General features: G+C 68.8%; 16 protein-coding genes. 11 read left to right on the top strand and 5 right to left on the bottom strand.

Annotated features, from left to right (window positions below; genetic code table 11):
- Window positions 1–92: 92 nt before the first annotated feature.
- Window positions 93–863: an NPP1 family protein gene (locus AQI94_RS33565; RefSeq protein WP_031055650.1), complete on the bottom strand. Its 771-nt coding sequence runs from the start codon at window positions 861–863 to the stop codon at window positions 93–95.
- Between the two features lie 505 nt (window positions 864–1,368).
- Here AQI94_RS33565 and AQI94_RS33560 point away from each other — a divergent pair.
- The 5 genes from AQI94_RS33560 (at window position 1,369) to AQI94_RS33540 (ending at window position 6,622) form a co-directional block, all read left to right on the top strand.
- On the top strand, window positions 1,369–1,905 hold the full coding sequence (locus tag AQI94_RS33560; protein ID WP_031055648.1) for a 2'-5' RNA ligase family protein: 537 nt from the start codon (window positions 1,369–1,371) through the stop codon (window positions 1,903–1,905).
- A 326-nt stretch (window positions 1,906–2,231) separates the two neighbouring features.
- On the top strand, window positions 2,232–3,212 hold the full coding sequence (locus AQI94_RS33555) for a hypothetical protein (RefSeq protein WP_031055645.1): 981 nt from the start codon (window positions 2,232–2,234) through the stop codon (window positions 3,210–3,212).
- Between the two features lie 69 nt (window positions 3,213–3,281).
- The gene (locus AQI94_RS33550; protein WP_031055643.1) at window positions 3,282–3,773 is read left to right on the top strand and encodes a hypothetical protein; all 492 of its coding nucleotides are present in this window, start codon (window positions 3,282–3,284) and stop codon (window positions 3,771–3,773) included.
- 281 nt (window positions 3,774–4,054) lie between these two features.
- Window positions 4,055–5,608: an alpha/beta hydrolase gene (locus tag AQI94_RS33545; RefSeq protein WP_031055640.1), complete on the top strand. Its 1,554-nt coding sequence runs from the start codon at window positions 4,055–4,057 to the stop codon at window positions 5,606–5,608.
- Window positions 5,609–5,890: 282 nt separating this feature from the next.
- Window positions 5,891–6,622 carry a flavodoxin family protein gene (locus AQI94_RS33540; protein ID WP_031055639.1) on the top strand — a complete coding sequence of 244 codons (732 nt, stop codon included), beginning with the start codon at window positions 5,891–5,893 and terminating at the stop codon, window positions 6,620–6,622.
- Window positions 6,623–6,688: 66 nt separating this feature from the next.
- On the opposite strand, the gene AQI94_RS33535 is transcribed toward AQI94_RS33540, so the two are convergent.
- Both AQI94_RS33535 and AQI94_RS33530 read right to left on the bottom strand, forming a co-directional pair.
- On the bottom strand, window positions 6,689–8,083 hold the full coding sequence (locus AQI94_RS33535; protein WP_051832724.1) for a GNAT family N-acetyltransferase: 1,395 nt from the start codon (window positions 8,081–8,083) through the stop codon (window positions 6,689–6,691).
- Between the two features lie 37 nt (window positions 8,084–8,120).
- Entirely contained in the window at window positions 8,121–9,101 is a 981-nt protein-coding gene (locus tag AQI94_RS33530) for an LLM class flavin-dependent oxidoreductase (RefSeq protein ID WP_051832690.1), read from the bottom strand.
- A gap of 113 nt (window positions 9,102–9,214) precedes the next feature.
- Here AQI94_RS33530 and AQI94_RS33525 point away from each other — a divergent pair, with 113 nt between their 5' ends.
- Window positions 9,215–9,682 carry a MarR family winged helix-turn-helix transcriptional regulator gene (locus tag AQI94_RS33525; RefSeq protein ID WP_031055630.1) on the top strand — a complete coding sequence of 156 codons (468 nt, stop codon included), beginning with the start codon at window positions 9,215–9,217 and terminating at the stop codon, window positions 9,680–9,682.
- A 194-nt stretch (window positions 9,683–9,876) separates the two neighbouring features.
- Here AQI94_RS33525 and AQI94_RS33520 read toward each other — a convergent pair whose 3' ends face one another.
- Window positions 9,877–10,935 carry a PucR family transcriptional regulator gene (locus tag AQI94_RS33520; RefSeq protein ID WP_031055627.1) on the bottom strand — a complete coding sequence of 353 codons (1,059 nt, stop codon included), beginning with the start codon at window positions 10,933–10,935 and terminating at the stop codon, window positions 9,877–9,879.
- Window positions 10,936–11,175: 240 nt separating this feature from the next.
- Between AQI94_RS33520 and AQI94_RS33515 the strand changes: the two genes are divergently transcribed.
- The 5 genes from AQI94_RS33515 to AQI94_RS33500 all read left to right on the top strand — a co-directional run bounded on the left by AQI94_RS33515 (window position 11,176) and on the right by AQI94_RS33500 (window position 13,933).
- On the top strand, window positions 11,176–11,712 hold the full coding sequence (locus AQI94_RS33515; protein ID WP_063801642.1) for a hypothetical protein: 537 nt from the start codon (window positions 11,176–11,178) through the stop codon (window positions 11,710–11,712).
- Window positions 11,713–11,792: 80 nt separating this feature from the next.
- Window positions 11,793–11,945, top strand: a complete 153-nt coding sequence (locus tag AQI94_RS44830; protein WP_158806381.1) for a hypothetical protein — start codon at window positions 11,793–11,795, stop codon at window positions 11,943–11,945.
- 5 nt (window positions 11,946–11,950) lie between these two features.
- Window positions 11,951–12,754 carry a hypothetical protein gene (locus AQI94_RS33510; RefSeq protein WP_158806379.1) on the top strand — a complete coding sequence of 268 codons (804 nt, stop codon included), beginning with the start codon at window positions 11,951–11,953 and terminating at the stop codon, window positions 12,752–12,754.
- A gap of 88 nt (window positions 12,755–12,842) precedes the next feature.
- Window positions 12,843–13,619, top strand: a complete 777-nt coding sequence (locus AQI94_RS33505; protein WP_031055619.1) for an SAM-dependent methyltransferase — start codon at window positions 12,843–12,845, stop codon at window positions 13,617–13,619.
- A 92-nt stretch (window positions 13,620–13,711) separates the two neighbouring features.
- Window positions 13,712–13,933 carry a hypothetical protein gene (locus tag AQI94_RS33500; RefSeq protein ID WP_031055618.1) on the top strand — a complete coding sequence of 74 codons (222 nt, stop codon included), beginning with the start codon at window positions 13,712–13,714 and terminating at the stop codon, window positions 13,931–13,933.
- Between the two features lie 315 nt (window positions 13,934–14,248).
- On the opposite strand, the gene AQI94_RS33495 is transcribed toward AQI94_RS33500, so the two are convergent.
- Window positions 14,249–15,406 carry a serine hydrolase domain-containing protein gene (locus AQI94_RS33495; protein ID WP_078902882.1) on the bottom strand — a complete coding sequence of 386 codons (1,158 nt, stop codon included), beginning with the start codon at window positions 15,404–15,406 and terminating at the stop codon, window positions 14,249–14,251.
- Window positions 15,407–15,711: the final 305 nt, after the last annotated feature.

The following is a 15,711-nucleotide window of genomic DNA, read 5'->3' as shown; positions in this document are numbered from 1 at the left end:
TCCCGATCCGGTGCTCGAGCACGGCCGCCGCCCCGGGATGCGGGGCGGCGGCCTTCCTTGTCTACGGTCTCGGCGCAGCGCCGGTCTGCGCGTCAGGCGTACGGGTCGAAGGGGATGTCGCCCGGCTTGGCCTTGTTGAGCGTGTCGTTGAACTTGGAGTCCTGGAGCGGGAGATTGGCGTCGCCCCAGTCGGAGCCGTTCAGGACGGCGCGGAGGTTGGGGGCGAGGTTGTCCCAGGTGAGGAGGTTCTCCTGGTGCCAGGCGCCGGTGTCGTTCTCCGCCGTCTCGCCCCACTTGGCGAAGCGGAAGGCGTGGGTGCTGGCGCCGTCCTTGTGGTAGACGGCCATGACCCGCTGGCCGCTCATCGGGACATCGGCTGTCGGGTGAGTGCTGAAGCCGCCGTGCCGGGAGGCGGACAGATACGAGGGAGTGCCCGCCCCTTGCCGTACCCACACGACCATGCACTCCCAGTCGTGGCGGTGGCCGATGCCCGGTGAGGCCTCGTCCTTCTCGAAGTAGCTGGCGTAGATGATGCCGCACCAGCCGTTGTTGCACTTGGCTCGCGAGTAGGTGTTGGCGTGGTTGAGGTGGTCACCGCGGCACTGGCCGGTGACGGAACCGGTGGGCTTCAGGCCGCCGTTGAGGGTCCCGTTCGCGTCGATGGCGGCAGCCGGGTAGCAGGAGTCCGTGTCGTAGTCGTACACGGGCTCGAAGTTCTTCTGGAACGCGGTGGCGTTCTCGGGCAGGTTCTGCAGCACGCCCGCGGAGGCGCTGCCCGTCAGGGTGACGGCGAGAGCGGCACCGCTACCTGCGACGGTGGCGGCTCTGACAAGCCGGAAGGTTCTGCTGGTGGTTCGAGGCATGCGGGTCTCCATGACGACGTGACGATCGCGGACATGACATCCGGCCTGTGCAGACAGAGAGTGGCAAGCCCAGAGGCTCCTGGAAGGGCTTTCTGCCAAACTCGTGGCGGCATTTCGGCGAACCGATCGACGCCGGTCGACCATCGGGTGGGCGAGGGCGAGGGCGAGGGCGAGGGCGAGGGCGAGGGCGAGGGCGAGGGCGAGGGCGGTCAGCGGACCGGCCCGAAGGTTCTGGCACGAGGCGACGATGAACAGCCGGATATTTTGCGCCCTTGCGAGAGCAGGGCAGGTGGCGCCTCGGCGTTCCGCGCTTCAGCCTGCTGGTCCGGGATACCCGGAGGAGGGCTCAGCGGCTCCGGGGGAGATGCGCGATGTCGAGCGCGAAGGGGTGGCTTCGCCGGTGTGAGATGGCACCACCTGTGTGCTTGGGTGGTGCCTCGCTCTGGTTGGCACGGCGGTGCTAATCGGGTCGCCGGTGATCCGGCCCCGCTGATAGACAGGTGCGGTGGCGGACAGCGACTCAAGTGAGTTTCAGGCAGGGCAGTCGGGACTGATCGTGAGGGTTCCGGAGGCGGAGCCTTTGGTACGAGCTTGGCGTGACCGGCTTGACCCTTCGGCCCGCGCTGGAGTTCCGGCCCATGTCACGGTGCTCTTCCCCTTTCTCCACGCGAGCCGGATCGACCAGGGGGTCTGCGCCGCGATCGGCGACGTGCTCGGTCGCCATCCGTCCTTCACAGCACGGTTCGATCACTGCGGCCGGTTCCCCGGAGTGCTTTATCTCGCCCCCAAACCGGACACCCACTTCAAGCGCCTCACCGAGGCGATCGCAGAGCGGTGGCCGGAAAATCCGCCGTTCGGCGGGCAGTTCGACGACGTTGTCCCGCATCTGACCGTCGTCCAGGGCCAGGACGAGGCTGTCGCGGATAAGGCCGAGGCCGACCTGCTCACCGGCCTTCCCGTCGTCGCGCAGATCTCGGCGGTCGACTTGCTGGTCCACGACGGGACGCGGTGGCGGCATCGGGCCTCTTTCCCTCTGGGGTAGCCCCGATTGCAGATCGCTCAGAGCCGGAGGTCGGTGAAGGTCTTCGTCCAGCCTCCGATCGACTCGTTCGAAGCAATGGCCGCGATCAGTAGGTGAGACTGGCCGGTCCCTGAGTCACCGATCAGGCAGAGCAGCTCACTCTTCTTGATTCATTCGCGGGAGGCGAGGGGGGTACTGAAAGACGGGGCTCGCGCCGTTCTCGTATGACTCAAAGCGCAAGAAAACAAATCCACGGTCCAGGTCATACGGATGTGCCGTTCAGGGCGTCAACGGTTCGTAAGAGCAAGCCAGTTCGACTTCGCCCGGAGAGGCCGGAGAGGATGCCGATGAAGCGCGCCGACGCCTCACGCTGGACGGTGGTGCCGAGTGGACGCACCACAGCACGAGCGACCACCGCGGTGGGTGTGATCGCCGCACTGGCCTCTCTCGTCCTGACCGGCTGCTCGGCGGACACCGATGCGGCCCACCGCACCGCACCGGCCGCAAAGGCCAAGGCCGCCACGGCCGGCGAAGCGCTCACCGACGCGCAGGAGCTGCGGATCGCGGATGCCGAGCAGCGGCTGATCAAACGGTGTCTGAACCGGCAAGGCTTCACGTATTGGGAGGCGGAGCGGCCGAGTCTGGAGGAGAGCCGGACGCTCGGCTATGTGGCGGACGATGTGGCCTGGGCCCGTAAGTACGGGTACGGCAGCCGTATCGACGCCAAGGAGGACCGCGCGCGGCTCGCCAACCCCAACCTCGTCTACCGCAAAGGCCTTTCGGAAGAGCGGCGCAAGGCGTACGACGACGCTCTGGACGGCGGGATCGAGGCGCCGGAGATCGCGGCGGAGCTCCCGAACGGTGCCACCATCCGCAGACAGATGGGCGGATGCGTGGCCGAGGCAGAGAAACGGCTGTACGGGGACCCGGTGGTGTGGTTCCGGGCCAACAAGATCGCCTCGAATCTGCAGCCGCTCTACGTCCCCCAGGTGATGCGCGACAAGAAGTTCGTCGCGGCGCTGCACGTCTGGTCGACGTGCATGCAACGGGCCGGCCACCCCTACAAGGACCCGGGAGCCGCACGTCAGGCCGCGAAGGAACGGGCCTTGCGCAGCACATCCGACAAGACGTTCGCAGCCGAGCGGCAGCTCGCCGTCGCCGATGCCACCTGCGCCCGCACCGCCTCGCTGAGAGCCATCGGCAAGGAACGCGAGACGCACTACGTGAACGCCTTGCGCGACCGCTACGGCCAGGCGCTGGACACGAGCCGCCGTATCGAGCACGAGGCATACGTCCGGGCCGCGGGCATCGTCGGCCCCCGGGCCTGACCCCACAGATCTGCGCTGGTCCGACAGCGGATCAGTGCGCCTCGAACGAGGCATACAAAAGGGAGAATCATGCGAAAGTTCGCTTCAGCCGCCGCGGTCATCGGCCTGGCCGCACTCGGCCTCGCCATCCCGGCCACCTCCGCTCAGGCCTCGGTCCAGGGAGCCGGTTGCAACGCCAAGTGGCCGGGCCGGGACGGGTACGTCCGTGCCTGGGCCGACCCCGACTGCCAGGGCACGCTGCTCGGTGCGACCACGGGTAACGACGCCGACTGGTCGGACAACGCCGGCCCGTTCACCAACGGTGACCAGAACAAGGCCTCGTCCGTCATGAACAGCGGCACGATCGGCGGCAAGGATGTCGTGGCCTTCTACATGTATCCCGGCCAGAGCGACGTGAGCGGGTACACCTGCCTCGCACCGGGCGAGAAGTACGCGGACAACCTGCGGGACAACGTCTTCCAGAGGCGTGATGGCAGCAACGTCGGCCCCGTCGACGACAACATCATGTCCCACGTGTGGGTCACCGCCTCCGCCTGCGCCTCCAACTCCTGGCTCACCTGATCTGACCTGGCCTGACATGTAACTCACGCCCGGGGGCGGCCACCGCCCCCGGGCCGTCGGCGCTCGGCGGACCATGCCGTGCAGACCGGCGCGCCTCGCCGACGGCGTCGTCCCAGCCCCTTCGCTCAAGGACCTTGCACGGCCCTCATCCGCCTCCACTACGTCGAAGCCGAGCTGTCCGAGGCGGCTTGTACCCTGCATTCATTCGACAATCGGACGATCGCGAGTTCGGGCATGCGGGCACGGGGCGGGCGTCCGGGGGCGGGAGCGCGGGGACTTCAATGAGTGACGCACATCCGATACGAAGCCGTAGGCAGGGCTTCTCGGTCGGTGCACGTATCCTCGCCGTGTTCGTCCTCGCCGTGTTCGGGGGCGTCTACGCCTGGCTCCAGTACGACGCTCACGGGCCGAGTGCGGAACCGCGTACGGAGTTCACCGCGAACAACCCGCCCGCCGGTCTGCCCACCGCGCTCACCGTCGGCCAGCACCTCCACTGGTCGCGCTGCACCTCGCCGCCCATCGCGCGCACGGGTTACGACTGTGCCGTCATGAAGGCCCCCCTCGACTACCGGAAACCACGCGGCAGGACAATTGACGTCGCCCTGATCCGCCGCAAGGCCACCGGCCCGAACGCCCGGCGTATCGGCTCGCTCGTCCTCAACTTCGGCGGACCAGGCGTGTCCGGCGTGAGCGGACTGCCCCAACGCCTCAACCAGTACAGGCCGCTCCTCGACCGCTACGACCTGGTCTCCTTCGACCCACGCGGCGTTGGCGCGACCATCCCCGTCCGCTGCGGGAAGACCGCGGACGACACCGGTTTCGACGGGGCCGACGCCTGCGCCGAGCACTCCGGGGCGGTCCTGCCTTACATCTCCACCGCGCACACCGCGCGCGACCTCGACCTGATGCGCTACCTCCTCGGCGACGAGCGGCTCCACTACTTCGGCGTCTCGTACGGAACGGCGCTCGGCGCGGTCTACGCCCACCTGCACCCGTCGAACGTCGGACGGCTCGTCCTCGAAGCGTCCGTCGATCCGACCGAGGACCTCGACGAGGAGCAGGAGTCGCAGGTCAAGGCGGTCCAGGCGGCGTTCGACCGGTTCGCTGCGCACTGCGCGGCTCGTATCCGCCACTGTGCGACCGGCGATGGGCCCGAGGAGGCCGCCCGACGCATGGCGCGCCTGGCCGGCCGCCTGGAGAAGAAGCCCGCCCCGGCCGGCGGCGGTAGGACCCTCGACGCCGACGACCTCGCGTACGCCGTCAGCGACCATCTCGCCCTTGGCACAGACGGCTGGCCGACGCTCGCCAAGGCTCTCACCGCGCTGATCGACCACAACGACGGCCGTCCGCTGAGCGAGGGCGCGGACAACATCGGCTCCGCCGACCGCGCGGCGCCCCCGCGCGACAACAGCCGCGCCGCCCTGACCGCGATCACCTGCGCGGACTCCAGCCTGCGCCCCGGCTTCGAACGCCTCGCCAAGGACGCGGCCCGGGTCAAGGCCGCCTCACCCGTCTTCGGCGCGGCCTGGTCCACCGGCGTCTACCTGTGTTACGACTGGCCGTTCGACGGCGAGCGCCCCACGCTCCAGGTGAACGCCGAGGGCGCGGCCCCTGTCCTGGTGGTCGGCGGCACCGGTGACCCGACGACTCCCTACCCCGGCGCCCGCCACATGGCCCGCGCCCTGGGCGACCGTGTCGGCGTGCTCCTGACGGCCGAGGAGGAGGGCCACGGCACCTACCCGCAGAACCGCTGCGTCTCGGAGACGGTCGACCAGTACCTCCGCACGGGCCGCACTCCAGCCCCGGGGACGGTGTGCCGGGGCAGCATGTCCTGAGGCTCGTAATGGCCCTCGGTTTCCACGGAGCCGCCGGAATCCTTGTCGCCAGGTCGAAGGCCTGGTGCGGAGCCGCCGACGGATACCGCCCGATCACTCCGATGCAACCGCCGGGTTCTCGCGATCCGCCTGTCGGCACGTGCCGCCGGGACGGTGACGGGTTCCTTACGTCGGTGCGTCGCGGCGGGACAAAACGCCGTCCGGGAGAGAGGCTGCTGGTGAGCCTCGGCTCAGATCCGGCCGGGGAGCCGACCGGTGGTCCCGCACGAAGGAACGCTGCCCATGACCTCGACGCCCTCCACCGACGACGCCTACCGATTCGACGACCTCACGGCCCTGTTCATCAACTGCACCCTCAAGCCGTCGCCCCAGCGGAGCCACACCCAGGGGCTGATCGACAAAAGCGCGGAGATCATGATGTCGCGCGGGGTCACGACGTCCGAGGTCCGTGCCGTCGACCATGACCTCGCTCCTGGTGTGTACCCGGACATGACCGAGCACGGCTTCGCGACAGACGAGTGGCCGACACTGTACGAGCGGGTGATGGCCGCGGACATCCTGGTCATCGCCGGCCCGATCTGGCTCGGCGACAACAGCTCGGTGACGAAGAAGGTCATCGAGCGGCTCTACGCCTGCTCCAGCCTCCTCAACTCACAGGGCCAGTACGCCTATTACGGCCGTGTCGGCGGCTGTCTGATCACCGGCAACGAGGACGGCGTGAAGCACTGTGCGATGAACATCCTCTACAGCCTCCAGCACCTGGGCTACACCATTCCGCCGCAGGCCGACGCCGGTTGGATCGGACCGGCCGGCCCCGGACCCTCATACCTGGACCCTGGCTCGGGCGGCCCGGAGAACGACTTCACCAACCGCAACACCGCCTTCATGACGTGGAACCTGATGCACCTGGCCGCCATGCTCAAGCGCGCCAAGGGCATCCCGGCGCACGGCAACCAGCGCTCCGAGTGGGACGCGGGGTGCCGCCACGACGCACCGAACCCGGAACACCGTTGAGCGACCGGACACCACGGTTGCGTGGACGATGCCCTTGCCGACGTGCAGCAGGCGGAGGCGGGTTGTTCACGTTCCCTGAGAACTGTGGTCCGAGGCGGACTGCGGAGAGAGCGGGTGGTCGAGCCAGACCCGGTCGCGCAGTTCAATACCGTCGATGAGGGTGTCGGGTTCGTAGCCGGTGCGGGTCGTGAAGGCGTCCCGTTCGATTGTTCGCATACGGAATCCCTGGCGCTGATAGAAGCGCAGGTTGTCGGTGTCGGCCGCGGCGGTGGCGACCAGCAGGCGTCGTCCCGACTCGCGCGAGACCAGTTCGATGGCCCTGCGCACCAGACGGCTGCCCACGCCGGAGCGCTGAACGTCCGGCCGTACGGCCATGTTCTTGATTTCGAAGGTGTCGGCTTCGCTGGTCTCCAGTAGTTGCAGATGACCGACCACGTCCGTGCCGCGCAGTGCGACGAGCACCTGCCCGTCCGCGAGGTAGGAGTCGAGCTGCGTGGGGGAGTCCTCGGCCAGTTCGAACAGCGGTCTGAGGGCTTCCCGCGGGCCGTCGTACACCACCACGCTCACCTCGTCCGGGCTTTCGACCGACGCCTCCAGGTGGGGCACGGCTCCCCTCGGTGGAACGCCCCTCACCAGCACGGCGCGGGTGTACAGGAGGTGGAATCCCTGGCGCTGCACGTTCTGCTGGGACCGGGAACCCGGTTGAGTGGTCACGACGGCGATGTCGCAGCCGGCGGCAGCGGCGTCCGCGAGCCGGGCCGAGAGCAGGGCCGTCTGCACACCGCGTCGGCGGTGGGCGGGGGCGGTCGCCGCGCCCGTGAGCTGTGCGATGCCGTCCGCGACGCGAAGGCTGCCGCCTCCGGCGACGGTTCCGTCGTGGAGCGCGATGTAGGGGACCACACCGGCCGTCGCGAAGTCCCGTTCGGCGTTGACGAGTACGTCACGCGGGAAGTCCTCGTGCGAGGGAACCCCCTGCCCGTCGGGGTGAGCGAATCCGTCGGCCACCACGTCGAGCCACGCGTCCAACTCCTCGTGACGAGCCACCCGGACGTCGATGCCAGGCGGAGTCACCCGCTCGTACACGCCGTCGAGGGCGAGTCCGAGCACGTTCTCGAACGACTCCAGCCGATACCCGCGAGCCGTGAGCAGGGCGCCGACCGCCGGGTCGGCCAACGTGGACACCTCGGCCTGCACGGGAGCGCCTTGGGCGGCGAAGGCGCGCTCGATCTCATCGAGCGCGGCCGTATCGGGCACGCCGTCGAATCCCAGACCGGCGATCTTGTTGAACGGCGAGCCGTCCTCGGCGAACGTGGCCACACCGTCGGCCACTCGCATCACGAATCCGGCGTCGCCTCCCCGGCGCAGGCGAGCGGCTTCGGCTGCCGCGGCCATCAGCTGGGCTTCGGCGCGTTCGATGCGCCGCGCCAGGGCGACGTCGCAGAAGAGCGGTCCTCGATTCATGTTCGCCCGCACAACGTTCCGTATCTCGTTTCGACGCTCATGCCCCGAGGCTAGCCGCCGAGCCGGGGCGGGGCTGATGGAGTTCTCCGGTCGTGCTGCGCACGGGTTTGATGATCTCGTCGGTGAGCCATCGCGCGGCCCGTGGGGGATAGGGGCTCCGTAGGCTCAGCACGACGTGCGTCACGCCGGCGGCGATGAGTTCCGTGATGGCCTTGCGGTCGGCGGCCGGGTCGTCGTACGAGACGATGTACTGCACGGAGCGGGTGATCGTTCGCGGATCACGGCCGATGGCCTCGCAATGGTCGTCCAGAACGGCGCTGCGGTCGGTGATGCAGTCGATGGTGTTGTGCGGTGGGCCGGGGATGTTCCAGATGTCGGCGTGCTCGGCGACCAGGCGGAGCGTTCGGTTTCCCCAGCCTCCGATCAGCAGGGGCGGGCCTGACTGCTGGACGGGTTTGGGCTCGTTGCGGTTGCCGGTCAGGGTGTAGTGGCGCCCGTGGAAGTCGAAGACGTCCCGCGTCCACATGCCGCGGAGGATGGCGATGGTCTCCTCCAGGCGGGCGATGCCTTCGGCGGGCGGGACGAGCGTGAGGCCGTAGGCGGCGTACTCGGCGGCGGCCGGATTCTCCCCGGCGATGCCGCCCGCGTCGGGCGGCTGTACGGTGCCGCCCACGCCGAGGCCCATGATCAGCCGGCCGCCGGAGATCACATCGACGGTGGTGGCGATTTTGCCGAGGACGGCGGGCGGCCGGATCCGATTGCTCGTCACGAGCAGGCCAAGGCGCAGTCGCCGGGTTCGGGCGGCCAGGGCGCTCAGCAGGGTCCACCCTTCGAGGATCTGCCCGTCCTTGGGGCCGACGATCGGCATGAGGTGGTCCCACAGCCAGGCGTCCGCGATCTCGGGCAGGTCGTCTGCCTCCTCCCACACGCGCAGGATGTCCTGGTAGGGGACCCGCATCGGGGTGGTCTTGATTCCGAACGTCACGGGGCGATCGGAGGGGATGTGCTGGTCGGACATGGTTGCCACGCGCCCTTCGCGTCGACGCGTCACCGGTACGGCGACGGCACATTACCGTCACCGTAGCGGATCGTCAGTAACGCTGACTGTCAGACTCTGGATACGCTGCGGTCATGACGCGCGACGCCCCGCCCGAGGTCCTCAGGTCCCGCCTTGGCTATCTGCTCAAGCACGCGTACCTGCGGCTGACCGAGGAGTCCTCACTGGCTTTGGCTCCGTACGGGATCGACGGCCGCGAACTGGCCGTTCTCGCCGTCCTCGACGCACATGACGAGCTGTCTCAACTGGACGCGGCGGGCAAACTGGGCGTCGACCGCACCACGATGGTCTCTCTCGTCGACGCTCTGGAGGACAAGGAACTCGTCGAACGGCGCCGCAGCCCCCGGGACCGACGCAAGAACATCGTGCAGCTGACGCCGGCCGGCCAAGAGCGCCTGCAGGAAGCCGAATCGGCGCGCAAGGAGATGGAACGCCGCTTCCTCGCCCCGCTCTCCAGCACAGACGCCACGGGCTTGGTCCGCACCCTGCAGTCCCTCGTCGGCGCCCCGAGCGGTGCCGGCCAGGCGCCTGACTCGACATGACGACTCCCGGCCACGGTGGTGGACTTCGGCTCCAGCGCGGCGGCCGGCACCGCCTGGACCTTCGCGACCGAACGCGATGAGGCGCTCGCCCAGTCGCGGGGCTTCTGCCGGCTGACGACGCCGAGGAGGAGAACTGGTCCGCGGGACGGCGTCGTCGGTACGGAACTCCGCCGTCCGGGAATCGCTGCGCTGTGTCAGAGATCCTTGGCGGGCCAGGCCAGAAGTCGGGCGCCGATCACTGCCGTCTGGAGCATGTAGCGGTGGGCCGGGTCGGCGGGGTTGGCGCCGGTGAGCTTGTGGATGCGCTCAAGGCGGTAGGTCAGGGCGCGCACGCTGAGGGTGAGGCGGCGGGCGGCCTCGGCGGAGACGCAGCCGGAATCGAAGTATGCCGTGAGCGTGTCGAGGAGGGGCTGGGCACCGCCACGGGCTGAGGTGAGCGGGCCGAGCGTGCCGGCGACGAGGTCGGCCATGGCCTGGCGGTCGCGAGTGAGGACGGGGTAGACCAGCAGGTCGGCAGCGCGCAGGACGGGGTCGGCGAGTTCGAGTCGCTCAGCGAGTTCGAGGACGCCCAGAGCCTCTTCGTAGGACTGGACGACGCCTCCCGGCCCCGGTTGGGGTCGTCCGATGGCGACCTGGCCGCCGTCGGTGGCGACGTGGGCCTGTTCGGCGAAGTAAGCGAGTACGTCCTCCTGGTGTCCTGGGGCGATGCACAGCAGGCGGCCGTCCTTGGTGGTGAGCAGGACGTTGCGGTCGCCGAAACGGGAGATGAGTGCCCGTTCCACATGCCGGGGCACGGGGTCGCCTTCGTCGTAGGCGGCGGGGCCCTGCGCGACGGCGACGGCGTGCGCGTGGGACAGCCGCAGGCCGAAACGTTCGGCGCGTTCGGCGAGGCGGCCCAGGTCGCTGCGTCCGTAGAGGAGGTCGTCGATGAACTCCCTGCGGGCGGCTTCCTCCTGGCGTACGGCGAGGAGTTGGGCGCGTTCGTAGCCCTCGGCGAAGGCGTCGATGATCTGATGCACGGTGGCCAGCGCGCCATCCGCGGAGCCGGGCGAACCGGGCCAGGCCGTGCGGGCGGCGGCCAGGTGTGCGCTGACGAGGGCGCGCAGTCCGTGGCCTGCCTCGGCGGCCTGTTCGCCCAGGGCGCGGCGGGAGGCGAGCTCGTCCCGGGTGAGGCGCCGGCCGGTGGTTGACACCTGGGCCAGGATCTCGGCGTAGCCGTCCAGGTACTGCTCGGGAAGTTCCCGGTCTGTCACGTCTTCCCCCGGATTTTGACGCGTCGGTGACGGTTTCTTAGCGGCCACCGGCATGCAGACCCTAATGAACACTGCCGGAAACCGGCAATGCGCGACCGGGATCGGGTCGTGCAGGATGGCTCGCGGGGAGCACGACGGAGGGTTTCGATGCCGGACACCGGCAGGTGTCCGGCACCGAGGCCCGGAACGTCCGTGCGCCGTCGGCTGACGCGCGCCGCGGGCGGAGGGGGAGATCAGGAGATGGGGACATTTGTGAGAGCGGCCACGGGCCTGCCCACGATCCTGCTCACCGCGGCCCTCGTCGTGGTCGTCTGCTTCTGGCTCCTGGCCGCTCTGGGCGCCGTCCGCACCGACAGCTTCGACACCGACGTGGACCTGCGGGCATGGCATATGGGCGGGGTGCCCGTAGCGGTCGCCTTCTCTGTGCTGACGGTGCTCGCCTGGTCCTTGAGCGTCGGCGCGGCGGCTGCGCTGGCCGTGTTCGGCCCCTCCGGGCCTGTCACCTGGCTGCTGCACCTGATCGCGCCTGCGGGCGCTCTGCTGGTCGCTTGGGCCGCGACCTGCCTGATCGTGCGGCCGTTGCACAGCCTCTTCCCGGATGAACCAGCGCCCACTGCGCTGCGTGAGGCTCTCACGGGCGCCGACACTGGGCTACGAGGCACCGGGCGCCGCGAGTCCTACGGGAGCCGCGATCCGTACGGGGGCCCCGATCCGTACGGGGGCCCCGATTCTTACGGGGGCGCACCCCGTGCTGGCGCGCGGCATCACGCCGTCTGAGCCCCGACACCGCCGCCTGATCGCACCTCCGGCCCTCTCCTCCTCACGCTCAACTCCCTTACGCCTCAAGGACGTATGCCATGACTGCCATGATCGTGGGCGACGGCGACCTCGTCGCCGTCTGTCGCGTTGCCGCACCTGTCCGCGCACAGTCGTTCCGCAAGGTGGAGCAGGGCAAGGCGCTGATCGTCTCCAGGACGCGTGGGGCCGACGTGACGTCGAGAGGGGAGTGAGGACGGTGCCGGGCACGGACACAACTCACGGGCCGGGCGGGCCGTTGCTGCCTCCGCCGGGCGCCGACCGACCTGCACGGCGTTCTCAGGGCCGCTCACGGCTCGTAGGCGCGGCGTTGATCATGTTTTCCCTCATCCCGGCGCTGGGCTGCTATTTCGTGTTCACCGCGTGGCTGCCCTCCGACTTGGGTCGGCACCAGGACTACGTGAGGGCCGAGCCGTGCCCCGCCGACGCCACGGTGCAGGAGTGGGAGAACTGCCTGCGTACGGTCTCCTTCACCGTCGAGAGCACGAAGAACAACCGGAGCAGATCCGGCAGTTACAAGGCAACGTTGTCCGGCGCGCCCTTCTGGAACGGGACTGTGGCCTTCGGTGATCCGGATCCGCTGTTGGAGCAACTCCGGCCGGGAGACCAGGTCACCGCAACGGTCTGGCGTGGCGACGTCATGACAGTCGGCGCCCGAGGTGTTCGGCAGAGCACTTCCGACGAGCCCCGTGACGAACCACAGATGACGGTCGCCATCGGCACGTTCCTGGGCCTTCTGGCGGCCATGGGGCTCGGGTTGGGTGCGCTGCGGATGGCCAGGCCCCGTGATCATGAGCCCTACACCTGGCGCCCGTACGGCAGACCGCTGCTCATCACGATGATGATCACCTGCGCCGCCGTCGGGTTGCCTGCCGTGTGGCTCGGCATCCCGTCATGGGTCGTACCCACCGTCGCTGTTCCGGTCGTTGCATGGACGGCCTGGTTGCTCCACCAGCATGGGGACCGAGTGCAGCCCGTCCCGCGTGAGGAGGAACAGGCCTGACTTCTCCCCCGCGTCACGCGCTCCTCAGGGGTCCGGCCCGACGGTAATCCGGTGGCATCGACAACTGCTCGTACCTACTGTCCAGCTCATGGATGACACCATCGGCCCGCCGCGGCTGACCCGACTCACCTTCCACGGCCCTCTCTCGGAGGAACGGGCCGCCGGCCTGATCCGTCGGCTCACCGACGTCGTCGGCTCTGCCGCCCCGGCCACGGTGCTCGACATAGGTTGTGGCTGGGGCGAGTTCATGCTCCGTCTCATCGAGGCCATGCCCGGTGCGACCGGCGTCGGTATCGACCTCAATGAGGACGACCTCGCCCGCGGACGCGTCAACGCCGAGATGCGCGGACTGGCCGAACGAGTCGAGTTCGTGCGTGATTCCGCAGTCGACACCGCCCGAGACCCCGCCGACATCGTTCTCTGCTTCGGCGCCAGCCACGCGCTCAGTGACGTCCGGCCACCGGAGCACACCACAGCTGCACTGCACGCGCTTCGTCGCCTGGTGAAGCCCGGCGGCCGGGTCCTGCTCGGCGAGGGTTTCTGGCAGCGTCCACCTGCCCCGAACGAGTTGTCGGCCATGTGGCCGGGAGCCTCGGCCTCCGAGTTCCATGACCTCTCCGAACTCGTCGACCTCGCCATCGACGCGGGCTTTCGCCCTGCCTGGATCGAGTCCGCCAACCCCGACGAATGGGATCACTTCGAGTCCGCCTACCAGTCCGACGTCGAGGAATGGCTCGCCGTCCATCCCGATCATCCTCTGGCGAAGGAGACCCGCGACCGTGTGGATCGCCATCGCAAGATGTGGCTCCGGGGGTATCGCGGCGTCATGGGCCTGGCCTACTTGACCCTCGTTCCCGTGAAGTGAGTGAGGTGAGTGAAATCAGCGCATTGAGGAGCGGCGACCCTGGGTTGCCTGACGGTGTGATGGGGGTGAGCCTTGTCCCTAGGGTCGCTGGGGTGACACGAAACCCTGTTGAGCCGACGACGATCACGCCGGAGATGGCTGCACAGATCCGCACGTGGCGATGCGATGAGGACTACTCCTGGCGCGCTGTGGCCCAGGCCGCGTCCGACCTGTGGGGCTCCGAATGGGGCAGCAACCAGCTCTTCGGCGAAGACCTCTGCGTGGCCGCAGCGAAGCTGTCGGGCGAAAACCCCTGCCGGGAACCGTGGAACTGACGCTCCTCGGATGGCTTCTCTCTCATCAGCGAGTGGACCGGACGAAGGTGCGCGCGATGTGGAGTCCCGCCTGGAAGACGGTGGCGGTCGTCTGAAAGCGAGTGGCCAGGCCGGGCCGGCACTTGAGGCGGTTGATGCAGCGCTCGGCCGTGTTGCCCCGATTCTGCGCCGGCGGACACCGGAACGGAGTCGGAGCCGGAGTCGGCGGGCGTGCTCGGGCGCTGCTGCCCGCCCTTCGCTCCGGCCCCCTTGATCATGGAACACGCCCGGCTTCCGTCGGGGCAGCCCGATCGGGCCGGGCGTGGAGGTCACCGTCTACGGCAGCAGGGCTGACCCGGTCCGACGCGTGGGGGCCGGGCGGTCGTAGACGTTGTCCGGCGTGACGATCTCGGTGATCGCACGCGCGAGCAGGGAGGACGGCTCCTGACCCTGGTACGTGATGTCGGTGTTGATCATCAGCACCAGGGTGGCCTTCTTCGAGGGCAGGTAGACGGTCACGGTCTCGTAGCCGGGGATGGAGCCGTTGTGCCCGATCCAGCCGTCGCTGTCGAAGATGCCGAGGCCGTAACTCGTGCCAGGGTGGCCCGTGGGCAGCATCTTGAGCCGCTGCGCCTGGGTCTGCGGCTTCAGCAGAGTGCCGGTGGCGACGATCCTCGCCCATCGGCGCAGGTCGTGCAGGTCGGAGATCATCGCTCCGGCCGCCCAGGCCCAACTGGGGTTCCAGTCCGTGCTGTCGGTGACCTCACCGCTCAGCGTCTGGTTGGTGTAGCCGCGCGGGTGCGGCTGGGGAAACTCGGACCCGCTCGGCAGCAACGTGTGGGGGAGGCGGGCCGGGCGCAGTACCCGCGTGTCGATGAAGTCGGCGAGACGACGCCCGCTGACCTTCTCGACCACGAGACCGAGCAGCGTGAAGTTGGTGTTGGAGTACTGGAACTGCGTGCCCGGCGCGAAGGTGTTCTTGTGCTTGAAGCCGTACGCCAGTACCTCCTGCGGAGTGAACGACCGTTGCGGGTCGGACAGCAGATCGTGCTGGAAGTCCGCGTCCTCCGTGTACGGGAAGAGGCCGCTGCGCATCTCGGCGAGGTGGCGCAACGTGATCCGGTGACCGTTGGGGACATGGCGGACGTAGTCGGAGATGGGGTCGTCGAGTGAGACCCGGCCGTCGTCGACGAGCTTCAGCAGCGCGGTGGCCGTGAAGGTCTTGGTCTCACTGCCGATACGGACGAAGACATCGGAGCGCATGGGCTCACCGGTGACTTTGTCGGCGACGCCGGTCGCACGGACGTAGCTTCCCTTGCCCGGCATCCACAGACCGACGACGACACCGGGAACGCCGGCCTGCTGACGGACCTTCTCGACGGCCTTGTCCAGCCGTGACGTCAGCGCACGGTCCAGTTCACGGGGTGGGCAGTCTTCGTCGACGGACCGGTGGAACACGCCGGCCTGGGCAACGGCTGCCGGAGTGGCTGCCATCGGGGCCAACACAGATGCCGCGAGCAGTGCTGCGGCGAGGACACGGCGGGCGGGGACACGGCGGGCGGGGATACGGCGGGCGGAGATACGGCGTCTCACGTCTCGGTGCCTCTTCCAGGTGTGGGGCGAGGCAGCTACTTCACCATCCGTGCTTGCGGCGCGACCCTTTCGCGTGACCGCCTCCACCGGAGACCACCCGTTCAGCACGGCGCGGGTCGCTCTGGCGCACTAGATGATCGACTTTCCGCCAGCAGCGCCATGGCGTGAAACACCCGAACGTGGGTCCTCCAGTGTGGAGAGGTCGT

It is taken from the genome of Streptomyces pseudovenezuelae, from assembly GCF_001513955.1.
Lineage (GTDB): Bacteria > Actinomycetota > Actinomycetes > Streptomycetales > Streptomycetaceae > Streptomyces > Streptomyces pseudovenezuelae.
This window is presented reverse-complemented; position numbering and strand designations above follow the sequence as displayed.